This is a genomic window from Streptomyces sp. WAC 04229, from assembly GCF_003947455.1.
GTDB lineage: Bacteria > Actinomycetota > Actinomycetes > Streptomycetales > Streptomycetaceae > Streptomyces.
This window is the reverse complement of sequence record NZ_QHJH01000001.1, coordinates 80,573-95,817: the sequence shown is the minus strand read 5'-3', so window position 1 is coordinate 95,817 and position 15,245 is coordinate 80,573. Positions and strand designations below refer to the sequence as shown.

Here is a 15,245-nt window from a genome sequence, read left to right as displayed (position 1 = left end):
CCAGGCTCAAGCGCGGCGGCCGATGCGGGATGCGACTCGGGTGAGCCGGAACCAGTAGAAGCCGTGGCCCCCGAGGGTCAGCAGGTACGGCAGCTCGCCGATGGCGGGGAAGCGGACTTCGCCGAACAGCTCGACCGGGTGGCGTCCGGCGAACTCGCGCAGGTCCAGTTCGGTGGGCTGCGCGAACCGCGCGAAGTTGTTCACGCACAGCACCAGGTCGTCCTCGTACTCCCGCAGGAAGGCCAGGACCGCCGGGTTGGAGGAGGGCAGTTCCGTGTAGGTGCCCAGGCCGAAGGCCGGGTTCTGCTTGCGGATCTCGATCATGCGCCGGGTCCAGTGCAGCAGCGACGAGGGCGAGGCCATGGACGCCTCGACGTTCGTCACCTGGTAGCCGTAGACCGGGTCCATGATCGTCGGCAGGTAGAGGCGCCCGGGGTCACAGGTCGAGAAGCCGGCGTTGCGGTCCGGGGTCCACTGCATCGGGGTGCGCACCGCGTCGCGGTCGCCGAGCCAGATGTTGTCGCCCATGCCGATCTCGTCGCCGTAGTACAGGATCGGCGAGCCGGGCAGGGCGAGCAGCAGCGCGGTGAACAGCTCGATCTGGTCGCGGTCGTTGTCCAGCAGGGTCGCGAGCCGCCGCCGGATGCCGATGTTGGCGCGCATCCGCGGGTCCTTGGCGTACTCCGCGTACATGTAGTCGCGCTCTTCGTCGGTGACCATTTCCAGGGTCAGCTCGTCGTGGTTGCGCAGGAAGATGCCCCACTGGCAGCCGGACGGGATGGCCGGGGTCTTGGCGAGGATCTCGGAGACCGGATAGCGCGACTCTCTTCTGACCGCCATGAAGATGCGCGGCATGACCGGGAAGTGGAACGCCATGTGGCACTCGTCGCCGCCCGCGGCGTAGTCGCCGAAGTAGTCGACCACGTCCTCGGGCCACTGGTTGGCCTCGGCCAGCAGCACGGTGTCCGGGTACTGGGCGTCGATCTCGCGGCGGACGCGCTTGAGGAAGGCGTGCGAGGCGGGCAGGTTCTCGCAGTTGGTGCCGTCTTCGGCGTACAGATAGGGAACGGCGTCGAGGCGGTAGCCGTCGACGCCCAAATCGAGCCAGAACTTCAGCGCGGCCAGCATCTCCTCCTGCACGGCCGGGTTCTCGTAGTTGAGGTCCGGCTGGTGGGAGAAGAACCGGTGCCAGTAGTACTGGCCGCGGACCGGGTCGTAGGTCCAGTTGGACGCCTCGGTGTCGACGAAGATGATGCGGGCGTCCGCGTACTGGGTGTCGTCGTCGGCCCAGACGTAGTAGTCGCCGTAGGGGCCGTCGGGGTTCTTGCGGGACTCCTGGAACCACGGGTGCTGGTCGCTGGTGTGGTTCATGACGAAGTCGATGATGACGCGCATGCCGCGCTGGTGGGCGGCGTCGACGAACTCGACGAAGTCGGCGAGGTCGCCGAACTCGGGGAGGACGGCGGTGTAGTCGGAGACGTCGTAGCCGCCGTCGCGCAGCGGTGACTTGAAGAAGGGCGGGAGCCAGAGGCAGTCCACGCCCAGCCATTGCAGGTAGTCCAGCTTGGCGGTCAGTCCCTTGAGGTCGCCGACGCCGTCCCCGTTGCTGTCCTGGAAGGAGCGGACGAGGACCTCGTAGAAGACGGCTCGTTTGAACCAGTCCGGGTCGCGGTCCTTGGCCGGGGTGTCCTCGAAGGTGTCCGGCACGGGCTCGTTGACGGTCATGAGGCTCCTGACCCTCCGTTCTGGGGTGCGGCGGCGGACGGCCGGCGGACGTGGAAGACGTGGGCGGGGGCCCTGCCGGGCTCCAGGCGCACGTAGTTCGTCCGGCCCCAGTGGTAGGTCTGACCCGTGAGTTCGTCGTGGACGGGCACGGTCTCGTGCCAGTCCAGGCCGAGCTGCGGCATGTCGAGGGAGATCGTGGCCTCCTGGGTGCGATGCGGATCGAGGTTGGCGACCACCAGGACGGCGTCGGACCCGAGGCGCTTGCTGTACGCGATCAGCGCGTCGTTGTCGGTCCGGTGGAAGCGGAGGTTGCGCAGCCGGTGCAGCGCGGGATGGTCGCGCCGGATGGTGTTGAGCTTGGTGACGAGGGGGGCGATGGTGCGGCCCTCGCGGGCGGCGGCGGCCCAGTCGCGGGGTTTGAGCTGGTACTTCTCGGAGTCGAGGTATTCCTCGCTGCCTTCGCGCAGGGGGGTGTGTTCACACAGTTCGTAGCCGCTGTAGATGCCCCAGGTGGGGGAGAGGGTGGCGGCGAGGACGGCGCGGACCTCGAAGGCGGGGCGGCCGCCGGTCTGGAGGTAGGCGTGCAGGATGTCGGGGGTGTTGGCGAAGAAGTTGGGCCGCATGTAGGAGGCGGCGTCCCCCGTGAGTTCGGTGAGGTACTCGGTCAGTTCCTGCTTGGTGTTGCGCCAGGTGAAGTAGGTGTAGGACTGCTGGAAGCCGATCTGGGCGAGGGTGTGCATCATCGCGGGGCGGGTGAAGGCCTCGGCCAGGAAGATGACGTCGGGGTCGGCGCGGTTGATCTCGCCGATGACGCGTTCCCAGAACACGACGGGTTTGGTGTGGGGGTTGTCGACGCGGAAGATGCGCACCCCGTGGTCCATCCACAGGCGCAGGACGCGGACGGTCTCGGTGACGAGGCCGTCGAGGTCGGCGTCGAAGGCGACGGGGTAGATGTCCTGGTACTTCTTGGGCGGGTTCTCGGCGTAGGCGATGGTGCCGTCGGGGCGGTGGTGGAACCAGTCGGGGTGTTTGTGGACCCAGGGGTGGTCGGGGGAGCACTGGAGGGCGAAGTCGAGGGCGACTTCGAGGCCGTGCTGGGCGGCGGTGCGTACGAAGTGGTCGAAGTCGTCGAAGGTGCCCAGGGCGGGGTGGAGGGTGTCGTGGCCGCCTTCGGGGGAGCCGATGGCCCAGGGGACGCCGACGTCGTCGGGGGTGGCGGAGAGGGTGTTGTTGCGGCCTTTGCGGTGGGTGGTGCCGATGGGGTGGACGGGCGGGAGGTAGACGACGTCGAAGCCCATCGCGGCGATGGCGGGCAGGCGGCGGGCGGCGGTGCGGAAGGTGCCGTGGGGCTGTTCGGGGGTGCCCTCGGAGCGGGGGAAGAACTCGTACCAGGCGCCGTACAGGGCGCGTTCGCGTTCGACCAGCAGGGGCATCGGGTCGGAGGAGGTGACCAGTTCCCGCAGCGGATGGCGGGCCAGCACCGCGTCCACCTCCGGCGTCAACGCCGCCGCCAGCCGGGTGGCGGCCGGCCGGGTCTCGTCCCGCAGTGCCTCGACGGCGGCCAGCAGCACCCGCCGGTCCTCGCTCCCGGGCACGTCGGCGGCGGCACGCTCGTACAGCCGGGCCCCCTCGTCGAGGACCAGGCCGGTGTCGATGCCGGCCGGGATCTTGATGCGCGCGTGGTGCCGCCAGGTGGAGACCGGGTCGCCCCACGCCTCCACGGTGTACGACCACGTGCCGGGCTCGCCCGCGGTGACGGTCGCCCCCCAGCGGTCGGTGCCCGGCGCCAGCTCCCGCATCGGCGTCCAGGGCCCCGGCCGGCCCCGCGGATCTCGGAGGACGACGTTGGCGGCGACCGCGTCGTGGCCCTCCCGGAACACGGTGGCGGAGACCTCGAAGGACTCGCCGGTGACGGCCTTGGCGGGCCGGCGTCCCTGCCGGACGGCCGGGCGCACGTCCAGGACGGGGATGCGTCCGACAGAGGTGGTCCGGTCGGCGCCGGTGCTGTCCGGCTCGGTCGGTGACGAGTGGTGCGTGGCGGGCATGACCGCTCCTGTCCGCGTCAACATGGGTGGGCGGATGACTCTGGGGAGGTGGGTCCTGCGGGTTCGTGCGGGGCGTACCGCAGGAGCCTTCCCACACTCTTCTGGGGGGCAATCCGGCACTTTGTTAACTACTCGCGCGTATGTCGACATACATGACGCGCCGACACGCACGACGGGCCTGTCCCAACGCCTTCCCGGATGCCGTTGCCGCAATCAGCGCCTTCGCGACATGTGCAGCCTTTCGCGCGGGGGCGAAGTGCCACAAGAAGGCCGACGGGAGGAGATCCGGCCATATCGCCGGGCCGGCCCGCATTAGCCCGTCCGGCGTTTGCCGGGGAGGCCGTTCAGGCCGAATCGGAGGTTGGCGGGCGAAGCCCCCGGCGAGGGACACATCGCCCCGGTAACGTCGTGGAGGTGAAGGCGATCCGTCGACTGACCGTCCGTCCCGTTCTCCCCGACCCCCTCCGGCCGCTCAGTGACCTGGCCCGCAATCTGCGCTGGTCCTGGCACCCGGAGACCCGTGACCTCTTCCAGTCCGTCGACCCCGCGAGCTGGGCCACGTCCGGCCGCGACCCGGTGAGACTGCTCGGCACCGTGCCGCCCGCCCGCCTCGCGGAGCTGGCCGAGGACCGGCGCTTCCTGCGCCGGCTGACCGCGGTGGCCGACGACCTCGACCACTACCTGACCGGTGACCGCTGGTACCAGGCCCAGTCCGGCCGACTGCCCGCCGCCGTCGCCTACTTCTCGCCCGAGTTCGGCATCACCGCCGCCCTGCCCCAGTACTCCGGGGGGCTCGGCATCCTGGCCGGCGACCACCTCAAGGCGGCCAGCGACCTGGGCGTGCCGCTCATCGGCGTCGGCCTGCTCTACCGGCACGGCTACTTCCGGCAGTCCCTCTCCCGGGACGGCTGGCAGCAGGAGCACTACCCCGTCCTCGACCCCCACGAGCTGCCCCTGGCCCTCCTCAAGGAGCCCGACGGCACCCCGGCCCACGTCGCCCTCGCGCTGCCCGGCGGCCGGGAGCTGCGGGCGCGTGTCTGGCTGGCCCAGGTCGGCCGGGTGCCCCTGCTGCTCCTCGACTCGGACGTCGAGGAGAACGACCTCGGCGAACGGGGCGTCACCGACCGGCTCTACGGCGGCGGCAGCGAGCACCGGCTCCTCCAGGAGATGCTGCTCGGCATAGGAGGTGTCCGGGCGGTGCGCACGTACTGCCGGCTCACCGGCCACGCCGGTCCCGAGGTGTTCCACACCAATGAGGGCCACGCGGGCTTCCTGGGGCTGGAACGCATCGCCGAACTCTGCGACGAGGGCCTTGAGTTCGGGTCGGCGCTGGAGGCGGTGCGGGCCGGGACCGTGTTCACCACCCACACCCCCGTGCCGGCCGGCATCGACCGCTTCGACCGCGAGCTGGTCGCCCGCCACTTCGGCCCCGACTCCGAACTGCCGCGCATCGACGTGGAGCGCATCCTGCGGCTCGGCATGGAGACCTACCCCGGCGGCGAACCCAACCTGTTCAACATGGCCGTGATGGGCCTCAGGCTCGCCCAGCGGGCCAACGGCGTCTCCCTGCTGCACGGCGGAGTCAGCCGCTCCATGTTCGCCGGACTCTGGCCCGGCTTCGACGCCGACGAGGTGCCGATCACCTCCGTCACCAACGGCGTGCACGCCCCGACCTGGGTGGCGCCCGAGGTGTTCCGGCTCGGCGCCCGGCAGATCGGCGCGCAGCGGGCCGAGGACGCCCTGGCCGTCGGCGGCTCGGACCGCTGGGACTCGGTCGCCGACATCCCCGACCAGGACATCTGGGAGCTGCGCCGCACCCTGCGCGAGCAGTTGGTCGAGGAGGTGCGGGAGCGGCTGCGCGCCTCCTGGCGGCAGCGCGGCGCCGGCACCGCGGAGCTGGGCTGGATCGACGACGTCCTCGACCCTGACGTGCTCACCATCGGCTTCGCGCGGCGCGTCCCGTCGTACAAGCGGCTGACGCTGATGCTGCGCGACCGCGACCGGCTGATGGACCTGCTGCTCCACCCGGAGCGGCCGATCCAGATCGTCGTCGCCGGCAAGGCGCACCCGGCCGACGACGGCGGCAAGCGGCTGGTCCAGGAGCTGGTGCGGTTCGCGGACGACCCGCGGGTGCGGCACCGCATCGTGTTCCTGCCCGACTACGGCATGGCGATGGCGCAGAAGCTCTACCCGGGCTGCGACATCTGGCTGAACAACCCCCTGCGGCCCCTGGAGGCGTGCGGCACCTCCGGCATGAAGGCGGCGCTCAACGGCTGCCTCAACCTGTCGGTCCTCGACGGCTGGTGGGACGAGTGGTTCCAGCCCGACTTCGGCTGGGCGATCCCCACCGCCGACGGCCCGGGAACCGACCCGGACCGGCGCGACGCCATAGAGGCCGCCGCCCTCTACGACCTGCTGGAGCAGCGGGTGGCCCCCCGCTTCTACGAGCGGGCGGCGAGCGGGCTGCCGGACCGGTGGATCGAGATGGTCCGCAGGACCCTCAGCCTGCTGGGTCCGAAGGTGCTGGCCGGCCGCATGGTCCGCGAGTACGTCGAGCGGCTCTACGCCCCGGCCGCCGAGGCCCACCGCGCGATGGACCCGGACTCCGCCCGCGGCCTCGCGGAGTGGAAGACCCGGGTACGGGCCGCCTGGCCCGGCGTGAGCGTCGACCACGTGGAGACGGGCTCCGCCACCGCGCTGGCGGAGCTGGGCTCGACGCTCGGGCTGCGGGTGCGGGTGAAGCTGGGCGATCTCGCGCCGGAGGACGTCGAGGTGCAGGCGGTCTCCGGGCGGGTGGACTCCGAGGACCGGATCACCGACGCGTCGAAGGTGCCGCTGAAGCCGGTGGGCGGGCCCGACATGGAGGGCCGCTGGGTGTACGAGGGCCCGCTGGCCCTGGACCGCACCGGCCCGTTCGGCTACACGGTCCGCGTGCTGCCCGCGCACCGCCTGCTGGCCTCCGGCGCGGAGACGGGGCTCGTGGCGGTGCCGTCCGACGACCTGGCCCAGGCGGCGGGGCTGCTGATGAGGTGAGCCCGGACGGCCGGGCGGCGGCGGCCGGGCGGGGCGTTCAGTCCTCGTCGCCGCCGCTCAGCCGTCGCAGCACGCTGCCGCACCGGCGGGCGTAGGCGTGCTGGAAGGCCCGGGCGGCCGGGCCGCCGGCCTTGGCGTACCACTTGGCGGGCCGGCTGAAGGCGCTCACCGTGAGCCAGACCGTGCCGTCACCGGTGCGGTCCACCACGAAGGCCTCCTCGCCGGACTCCGGGTGACCGGGCAGCGTGCCGTAGGCCCAGCCGGCCCGGCGGGGCTCGTCCAGTGTCCACACCACCCGGCAGGGTGCCTTGATCATCCCGGCGAGGGTGACGGTGACGTCGACGCCCGGCGCGGCCCGTTCCGCGCTCGCGTCGATGCCGACGCCCATCTCCCGGTGCATCTCCCAGGTGAGTACGGCCTCCACGGCGCGCTGGAACACCGGTTCGCCCTCACCGAGGCGGGTGCGTACGTGCATATGGCGGAAGCCGGGCGGGCAGTGGCCCTGCTCGCGGGTGGCGCCGACGTCGTCGTACGTGAAGGACATGGGCACCAAGACTAGGACGGCACCCGGGAACCACTGGTCCCGGGTGCCGTCCGCCGCGTGTTGGGGCCGGTCAGCTCACGTTGATCGCGGTCCAGGCCGCGCCCACCGTCTTGTACTCGGTGCTGTCGGCCCCGTACAGGTCGGACGCCGCGCTCAGGGTGGCGGTGCGGGCCGCTTTGTAATTCGTCGTCGACGTCATGTACGTGGTCAGCGCCTTGTACCAGATCTGCAGCGCCTTCTCGCGGCCGATGCCGGTGACGGTGGAGCCGTCGGAGGTCGGCGAGTCGTACGCCACCCCGTCGACCGTGCGCGCCCCGCTGCCCTCGGCCAGCAGGAAGAAGAAGTGGTTGGCCGGGCCCGAGGAGTAGTGCACGTCGACGCCGCCGAGGCCGGAGGACCAGTAGTCCTTGGACGCGCCGTCCTTGCTGGGCTTGTCCATGTGGCGCAGCGGGGTGCCGTCGCCGTTGATGTCGATCTTCTCGCCGATGAGGTAGTCGCCCTTGTCGGCGGAGTTCTTCGCGAAGTACTCCACCCCGGTGCCGAAGATGTCGCTGGTCGCCTCGTTGAGGCCGCCGGACTCGCCGCTGTAGTTGAGGCCCGCGGTGTTGGAGGTGACGCCGTGGCTCATCTCGTGCCCGGCGACGTCCAGCGAGGTGAGCGGGTTGGTGTTGCCCGTGCCGTCGCCGTAGGTCATGCAGAAGCAGGCGTCGGACCAGAAGGCGTTGACGTAGTTGTTGCCGTAGTGGACGCGGGAGTAGGCCGCCTTGCCGTCGTTCTTGATGCCGCTGCGGCCGAAGGTGTCCTTGTAGAAGTCCCACGTGGTCTGCGCGCCGTAGGCGGCGTCGACGGCGGCGGTCTGGTCCTTGGCGTCGGCGGAGGCGGTGCCGGTGCCCCACGCGTCGTCCGCGTCGGTGAACAGGGTGCCGGTGCCGGACGTGCCCCGGTTGAGGTTGTACGTCTTGTGGCCGCCGCGTCCGGTGTCGTACAGCTGGTACGACGAACCCGACTTGGTGGTGCCGAGGGTTACCTCGCCCGAGTACAGGCTCTTGCCGGAGCCGGTCTCGATGCCCTGGTACTCGTACAGCTTGGCGCCGGTGGCGGCGTCGGTGATCACGTGCAGCTCGTTCGGGGTGCCGTCGTCCTGGAGGCCGCCGACCACCGTCTCGTAGGCGAGGACCGGCTTGCCGGTGGCCGCCCAGATCACCTTGCGGGGCGCGGCGTCGGCCGCCGTCTTCGACGAGCCGGCGTCCTTGGCGGCGGACAGCGCCTGCCGCTCGGCCTTGGCCGCGTCGACCTTCGGCGTCACGGTGGCGACCTCGACGGCGGCCTTCGTCGCTCTGGTCACGCCCTCGGCCGCGCCGGACTCCGAGCGGTGCACCACGAGGTCTCCGCCGAGGACGGGCAGTCCGTCGTAGGTGCGCTCGTAGCGGGTGTGCACGGTGCCGTCGCGGTCCTTGACCACGTCCTTGACGACCAGCTTCTCCTTGGCGCCGAGGCCTATCTCGCGCGCGGTGCCGGCCGCGCCGGCCTGCTGCTCCTGGATGAGCGCGGTGCGGGCGGTGTCCGACAGCAGGAGGGGCGCGCCCGGGAGGGCGGGGCTCGCGGTGGCGCTGCCCGCGCCCAGTGCGGTGCTGAGCAGTGCGCCGGCGGCGACCGCGGTGGCGAGGGCGAGCGCGGTGCGCTTGTGGCGCGCGATGTGGGGGGACACACAGACTCCTTCGGTGGGGGATCCGGTCGGCGTGGGGTCCGGCCGGAGTTGGCTGCGAAGTTGTGCGGCGGATCACCGAAGACTGACACCGAGGGCGCGTACATGTCAGGAGGGTCGAATGATGTTGGCCGAAAGTTGACGTCCGGGTGAATGTTGCGGGTGTGTGAACCCGTGTGACCTCGGCAAAGCGGCAACCCTCGGCGCGTATGGCCTTGGCAAAAAGAGGGCGGACGCGGGAGGGCGCCGCCCCGGGGATTCGAACCACCGGGACGGCGCCCTGACCGTGGGGACCCGCGTGCGGGCCTACGGGAAGGTGAGCTTGAAGGAGTTGATGTAGCCGGTGTCGCGGGCCGCCACGTCCTGGACGCGCAGCTTCCAGGTGCCGTTGGCGGTCTCCGAGGAGGCGTTCACCGTGTACGTCTGGTTCACGTTGTCCGCCGAGTCGGAGGAGCTGGAGTTCTTCAGGCGGTACGCGGTCCCGTCCGGGGCCAGCAGGTCGACCACCAGGTCACCGCGCCAGGTGTGCACGATGTCCACCGCCGCCTGGAGGTTGGCCGGCGCGTTGCCCGCCCGTCCCGTCACGGTGACCGACGAGGTGACCGCCGCGCCGTTGTCCGGGATCGCCACGTCGGCGGCGTTCTCGAAGGAGGTGCCGCCACCGCCGCCGCCGGAGCGGGCGCCGACGTTGATGCCCGCCCACGCGTCCTGCACCCGCTTGTACTCGGTGCTGTCGGTGCCGTACAGCTCACCGGCGGCGGCGAGGGTGCCGGTGCGGGCCGCCGCGTAGTTCGTCGTCGACGTGAACTTCGTGGTCAGCGCGCGGAACCAGATCTTCGCCGCCTTGTCGCGGCCGATGCCGGTGACCGGGAGGCCGTCCGAGGTGGGCGAGTCGTAGGTGACACCGTTGATGGTCTTGGTGCCGCTGCCCTCGCTCAGCAGGTAGAAGAAGTGGTTGGCCGGGCCCGACGAGTAGTGGACGTCGATGTTGCCGATCCCCGAGTACCAGGCGTCCTTGGACGCGCCGTCCTTGCTCGGCTTGTCCATGTAGCGCAGCGGCGTGCCGTCGCCGTTGATGTCGATCTCCTCGCCGATGAGGTAGTCACCGACGTCGCTGGAGTTGTTCGCGTGGAACTCGACGGCCGCGCCGAAGATGTCCGAGGTGGCCTCGTTGAGACCGCCGGACTCGCCGCTGTAGATCAGGCCCGCGGTGTTGGAGGTGACGCCGTGCGTCATCTCGTGCGCGGCCACGTCGATCGACGTCAGCGGGTTGGCGTTGCCCGAACCGTCGCCGTACGTCATGCAGAAGCAGCTGTCCGACCAGAAGGCGTTGACGTAGTTGTTGCCGTAGTGGACGCGGGAGTAGGCGCCCACCCCGTCGCCGCGGATGCCCGAGCGGCCCTGGACGTTCTTGTAGTAGTCCCAGGTCAGCGCGGCCCCGTAGTGGGCGTCGGCGCCGGCGGTCTCGGCGTTGGAGGCCTGGCCGTTGCCCCACACGTCGTCGGGGCCGGAGAAGAGCGTGCCGGTGCCGGACGTGCCTCGGTTGAGGTTGTACGTCTTGTGGTTGCCGCGCGTGGTGTCGGTCAGCGTGTACGACGACCCGGACTGGGCGGTGCCCAGCGTCACCGTGCCGCTGTACATGGTGTTGCCGGTGCCGTTGTGGATCGCCTGGTACTCGAAGAGCTTGGCGCCGGTGGCGGCGTCGGTGATCACGTGCAGCTCGTTCGGGGTGCCGTCCTCCTGGAGGCCGCCCACGACCGTCTCGTACGCCAGGACCGGGGTGCCCTGCGCCGCCCAGACCACCTTGCGCGGGGCCCGGTCGGCCTGAGCCCCCTCGGCTCCGGCGGCCTTCGCGACGGACACGGCCTGCTGCTCCGCCTTGCCGGCGGATATCTTCGGCGTCACCGTGGCCGGCCTGATCGCCTTGGACGTGGCCTTCACGACCCGCTCGGTCGTCCCGGCGTCGCTGGTCACGACCAGGTCGCCGCCGAGGACGGGCAGCCCGTCGTAGGTCCGCTCGTAGCGGGTGTGCAGCGTGCCGTCGCGGTCCTTGACCACGTCGCGGACGACCAGCTTCTCCTTGGCGCCCAGGCCCAGGTCGCCGGCCGTCTCGGCCTTGGTGGCGTTGGCGTCGCGGATCAGCTCGGCGCGCTGGGCCGGGGTCAGCGTGACCGACTCGGCACCCGGTGCGGGGGCCTGGGCGGGCGCGGCGGTGGCGGCGCCGGACTGCACCGCGGTGGCGATCAGCGCGGCGACACCGGCCAGCGCGACCGCCGCGGCACGCCGGTGCGCGACGCGGGAGGGGGTGTGGGACGTGGTGTGGGAGGTGCGTCTGTGGGGAGAACTGCTGCTCAACACCGACTCCTTCTGCGTGGCCGCGGGGTGCGCGGCCAGGGGAGACCGGTCGGCGGGTGGCCGGCCGGGCGGAACTGTGCGATACGCAGAGATCACGTGCGGGAGCTGGTCGCCGCACAACGCTCGTGAGGAAGCTGTGGGGGCGCTGTGAAGGGACCGACGGAAGAGTGGCAGGAGCACGCCCTCTTTGTCAGGAGCGCGTCAGTAAGTTGGCTGGAAATGGTTCGTTGACCGGGAGTTCACGTTCGATAAACGGAACCGTCGCCCGGGGCCCCGCTACTGACTGCCCGCTCAGTCAGTAGCCGCCCGCTCGGACGGCTCCCCGTGCCAGGAACCCCACAGCGCCGCATAGGCCCCGCCGGCCGTCACCAGTTCGTCGTGCGTGCCCAGTTCGGTCAGCAGGCCGCCCTCCATGACGGCCACCCGGTCCGCGTCGTGCGCGGTGTGCAGCCGGTGCGCGATGGCGATGACCGTACGGCCCTTCAGCACCGCGGCGAGCGCCTGCTCGGTGTGCCGGGCCGTCGTCGGGTCCAGCAGGGCGGTGGCCTCGTCCAGGATCAGCGTGTGCGGGTCGGCCAGCACCACCCGGGCCAGGGCGAGCTGCTGGGCCTGCGAGCCGTCCGTCCGGTGCCCCTTCGCACCCAGCTCGGTGTCCAGGCCCCCGGGCAGCCCCCGCACCCAGGTCTCGGCACCCACCGCGGCGAGCGCCGCCCACAACGCACCGTCACCGGCCTCCGGTTCGGCGATCAGGAGATTGTCCCGGACCGTGCCCAGGAACACGTGGTGCTCCTGGGTGACCAGCACGACCTGGCGGCGCAGCCGTTCCGGACCGAGGGCGACCACGGGCACCCCGCCCACCGTCACCGAGCCGGCGGTCGGCGCGTCGACGCCCGCGAGGAGCCGGCTCAGCGTGGTCTTGCCGGCGCCCGACGGACCGACGACCGCCAGCCGCTCGCCCGGCCGCACGGTCAGGTCCACACCGCGCAGCACCTCGCCGCCCCGCTCGTAGGCGTACCGCGCCCCGCGGACGTCGATGCGGTCGTCCGCCGGGACCGCCGACTCGTCCGCCTCCGCCCGCGGGGCCCGGGCCAGCCCCTCTACCCGGGCGAAGGAGGCCGCGCCCGCCTGGAGTTGCTCGGTCCGCATCAGCACCTCGTCGAGCGGCCCGGCCAGCTGCTGGAGGTACACGGCGCACGCCACCACCGCCCCGAGGCTCACCGACCCGCGCGCGTGCAGGAACCCGCCGCACAGCAGGACGCCCGCCACCGGCAGGACGTAGGAGACGTCCACCGCCGGGAAGAACACGCAGCGCAGGAACAGCGTCCGCATCCGGGTGCGGCGCGAGACCTCCAGCGCCTCCCGGTTGGTCGACATGCGCCGGGCGGCCAGGTGGAACGCCTCGACGGTGCGGGCCCCCGCCACCGTGGCGGCGAGGCTCTCCGCCACCTCCGACGTGGCCGCGCCCTCGGCCAGGTACCCGGCCCGCGCCCGGCGCAGGTACCAGCGCAGCGCGACCCAGGCCGGCGTCAGCCCCAGCACCCCGACCGCGCCGAGCAGCGGGTCGAGCACGAACACCGCGCCCATGAGGAACAGCGCCTGCACCGAGTTGACGAGCAGGTCGGGTCCGGCGTCCCGCAGCGTGGTGCCGACGGTGGTCACGTCGGCGGTGCCGCGGGTCGTCAGGTCGCCGGTGCCGGCCCGCTCCACCACCGACGCGGGCAGGGCGAGCGCCCGGTCCACGTACCGCTCCCGCACCCGGGCGAGCGTCCGTTCCCCGAAGCGGTGGCCCACGTAGCGGGCCCAGCGGGCCAGCAGCAGCTGTGCCAGCGAGCAGACCAGAATGGCGAGGGCCATCCGGTCCACGGCGCCGACCCCGCCGCCGGCGCGCACCTCGTCGACGATCCGGCCCAGCAGCCACGGGCCGGCCAGTCCGGCCGCGGCGGCCAGGGCGTTGAGGCCGAGGACGACGGCGAGAGCGCGGCGGTCCTCGCCGAGCAGCCGGGCCGCGGCGCGCCGGACGTCGGCGCGGTCGGCGACGGGGAGTTGTCCCGCGGAGGTCATCCGACCACCTCTTCGTCCCGCGCGACCAGCGCGCGGTATCCCGGTTCCGTGGTGAGGAGTTCGCGGTGGGCACCGGTGGCGGCGGCCTTGCCGTCGACCAGGTACACGACCGTGTCGGCGCGGTCCAGTACGAGGGGGGAGGTGGTCGCGACCACGGTCGTGCGGCCCTCGCGGGCGTCCCGGAGGCGGGCCGCGACCGTTGCCTCGGTGTGGGCGTCCAGGGCGGAGGTCGGTTCCACGGCGAGGAGCACCTCCGGTGCGGTGAGGAGGGCGCGGGCCAGGCGGACGCGTTGTCTCTGGCCGCCGGACAGGTCGCTGGCCTGGGCCGCGACCTGTGAATCGAGTCCGTCGGGGAGGGAGCGGATGATGTCCTCGGCGGCGGCTGCGTGGATGGCTTCGAGGCGCGCCGAATCGTCTGCCGGGTGCTGCTGTCGGGCGTCTGCGGGTGCGTCGTGGCTTGTCGCGCAGTTCCCCGCGCCCCTGAGGGGCGGGTCCTGATCGCCTATTACGTCGCGCAGGACGCCCGCGAACAGGTCGGCCTCCGCTTCGGCGACCAGGATGCGGTCGCGGATCCGGGGGAGGGGGATGTCGGACAGCGGGACGCCGCCCCACGTCGCGTCGGACGGGGTGTAGCGGCCCAGGCGGTCGATGACCCCGGCGGCGTCGGAGGGGCGGGAGCCGGCCAGGGCGGTCAGCCGGCCCGGGAGGACGCGTACGCCGGAGGCCGGGTCGTACAGCGCCGAGGGCTCGGCGGGGGCGTTCCGGGTGCCGGTGTCCGGCTCGGGCTCCAGGCGCAGGAAGGCGACCACCCGGCGGGCGGCCACCACACCACGGCTGAGCTGGTGGCCCATCTCGATGAGGAACGACACCGGCCAGCCCAGCGCGACCACATAGCCGTACACCGACACCAGTTCACCCACGCTGATCCGGCCCTGCGCGGCCAGCCGCGCGCCGAGCCAGGTGACCAGCGCCAGGAACAGCACCGGCAGCCCCACCCCGAGGGCCTGGATCCAGCTGGTCACCGCCCCGACCCGGTAGCCGCGCTCGCGCAGCCGCTCCGAGTCCCGGCGGAACGCGTCCGCGATCAGGCCCTTGCCGCCCAGCCCGTTCAGCACCCGCAGCCCGCCCGCGAGGTCGCCGATCCGCGCGGTCAGCACGGCCTGCCCTTCCCGGTACTCGGTCTCCCGGCCCTGGAGGCGCCCCATCAGCGGGCCCAGCAGCACCCCGAGCACCGGCACCCCGATCAGCACCACCAGGGCGAGCCGCGTCGACACCGACAGCATCAGACCGCCGACCGCCGCGTACGCGACGACCGCCCCGATGCCCGGCCCCACGGCCGTCAGCGAGGTGCTGATGGTCTGCACGTCGCCCACGCCGATGGTGACGACCTCGCCGGTTCCCACCTGTCCGCGCAGCGCGGCGCCGAGCCGCGTGGCGTGTCCCACGACCACCTTGACCGTGCGGAAGTTGGCGTCCATCCGCACCAGCGTCATCGTGCGGTGCCGCAGCATGCCCAGGCAGGCGTTGACCGCGCCGACCCCGGCCAGCGCGCCCGTCCAGCCCGCCAGCGCGCCCATGTCACCGGGTTCCAGGCCGTGGTCGACGGCCCGCGCCATCAGGTACGGCGTCGCCGCCAGCAGCACCATCCAGGTACTGGCGAGCACCGCACCCGCCAGACAGCGCGGCCACTGCCGCGCGACCAGCCAGGCCAGGTACCGCCAGCCGCCCCGGCGGTCCGGCGTGCCGGGATCCTCGTAGGCGTCGATCACCGATGACT

Annotated in this window: 8 protein-coding genes; 1 reads left to right on the top strand and 7 read right to left on the bottom strand. The window is 72.1% G+C overall.

The features are described from left to right. Window positions 1-6: 6 nt before the first annotated feature. Window positions 7-1,725 (bottom strand): maltose alpha-D-glucosyltransferase, encoded by a 1,719-nt coding sequence (gene treS, locus DMH12_RS00405; RefSeq protein ID WP_125489479.1) that lies wholly within the window; start codon window positions 1,723-1,725, stop codon window positions 7-9. Next, on the bottom strand, window positions 1,722-3,770 hold the full coding sequence (locus DMH12_RS00400) for an alpha-1,4-glucan--maltose-1-phosphate maltosyltransferase (protein ID WP_125489478.1): 2,049 nt from the start codon (window positions 3,768-3,770) through the stop codon (window positions 1,722-1,724). Before DMH12_RS00400 ends, treS begins: the two co-directional genes overlap by 4 nt. A gap of 414 nt (window positions 3,771-4,184) precedes the next feature. On the opposite strand from DMH12_RS00400, the gene DMH12_RS00395 reads away from it, so the two are divergent. Further along, window positions 4,185-6,803 carry a glycosyltransferase family 1 protein gene (locus tag DMH12_RS00395; protein WP_185832071.1) on the top strand — a complete coding sequence of 873 codons (2,619 nt, stop codon included), beginning with the start codon at window positions 4,185-4,187 and terminating at the stop codon, window positions 6,801-6,803. Between the two features lie 37 nt (window positions 6,804-6,840). Here the strand turns inward: DMH12_RS00395 and DMH12_RS00390 are convergent, their stop codons facing one another. The 5 genes from DMH12_RS00390 to DMH12_RS00370 form a co-directional block, all read right to left on the bottom strand. Beyond that, window positions 6,841-7,347: a DUF1990 family protein gene (locus tag DMH12_RS00390; RefSeq protein WP_125489476.1), complete on the bottom strand. Its 507-nt coding sequence runs from the start codon at window positions 7,345-7,347 to the stop codon at window positions 6,841-6,843. A 70-nt stretch (window positions 7,348-7,417) separates the two neighbouring features. Continuing rightward, window positions 7,418-9,055 (bottom strand): M4 family metallopeptidase, encoded by a 1,638-nt coding sequence (locus DMH12_RS00385; RefSeq protein WP_125489475.1) that lies wholly within the window; start codon window positions 9,053-9,055, stop codon window positions 7,418-7,420. A gap of 303 nt (window positions 9,056-9,358) precedes the next feature. Continuing rightward, window positions 9,359-11,407 carry a M4 family metallopeptidase gene (locus DMH12_RS00380; protein ID WP_185832070.1) on the bottom strand — a complete coding sequence of 683 codons (2,049 nt, stop codon included), beginning with the start codon at window positions 11,405-11,407 and terminating at the stop codon, window positions 9,359-9,361. Between the two features lie 291 nt (window positions 11,408-11,698). Then, the gene (locus DMH12_RS00375; protein WP_125489473.1) at window positions 11,699-13,468 is read right to left on the bottom strand and encodes an ABC transporter ATP-binding protein; all 1,770 of its coding nucleotides are present in this window, start codon (window positions 13,466-13,468) and stop codon (window positions 11,699-11,701) included. After that, window positions 13,465-15,237, bottom strand: coding sequence for an ABC transporter ATP-binding protein (locus DMH12_RS00370; protein WP_125489472.1), 1,773 nt, complete (start codon window positions 15,235-15,237; stop codon window positions 13,465-13,467). The genes DMH12_RS00375 and DMH12_RS00370 overlap by 4 nt, the downstream gene beginning before the upstream one ends. Window positions 15,238-15,245 lie beyond the last annotated feature (8 nt).

Bases quoted from the DNA above. Each gene is read 5' to 3' on its own strand.
- treS (WP_125489479.1), bottom strand. From the start codon at position 1,725: ATGACCGTCAACGAGCCCGTGCCGGACACCTTCGAGGACACCCCGGCC.
- DMH12_RS00390 (WP_125489476.1), bottom strand. From the start codon at position 7,347: ATGTCCTTCACGTACGACGACGTCGGCGCCACCCGCGAGCAGGGCCAC.
- DMH12_RS00400 (WP_125489478.1), bottom strand. From the start codon at position 3,770: ATGCCCGCCACGCACCACTCGTCACCGACCGAGCCGGACAGCACCGGC.
- DMH12_RS00375 (WP_125489473.1), bottom strand. From the start codon at position 13,468: ATGACCTCCGCGGGACAACTCCCCGTCGCCGACCGCGCCGACGTCCGG.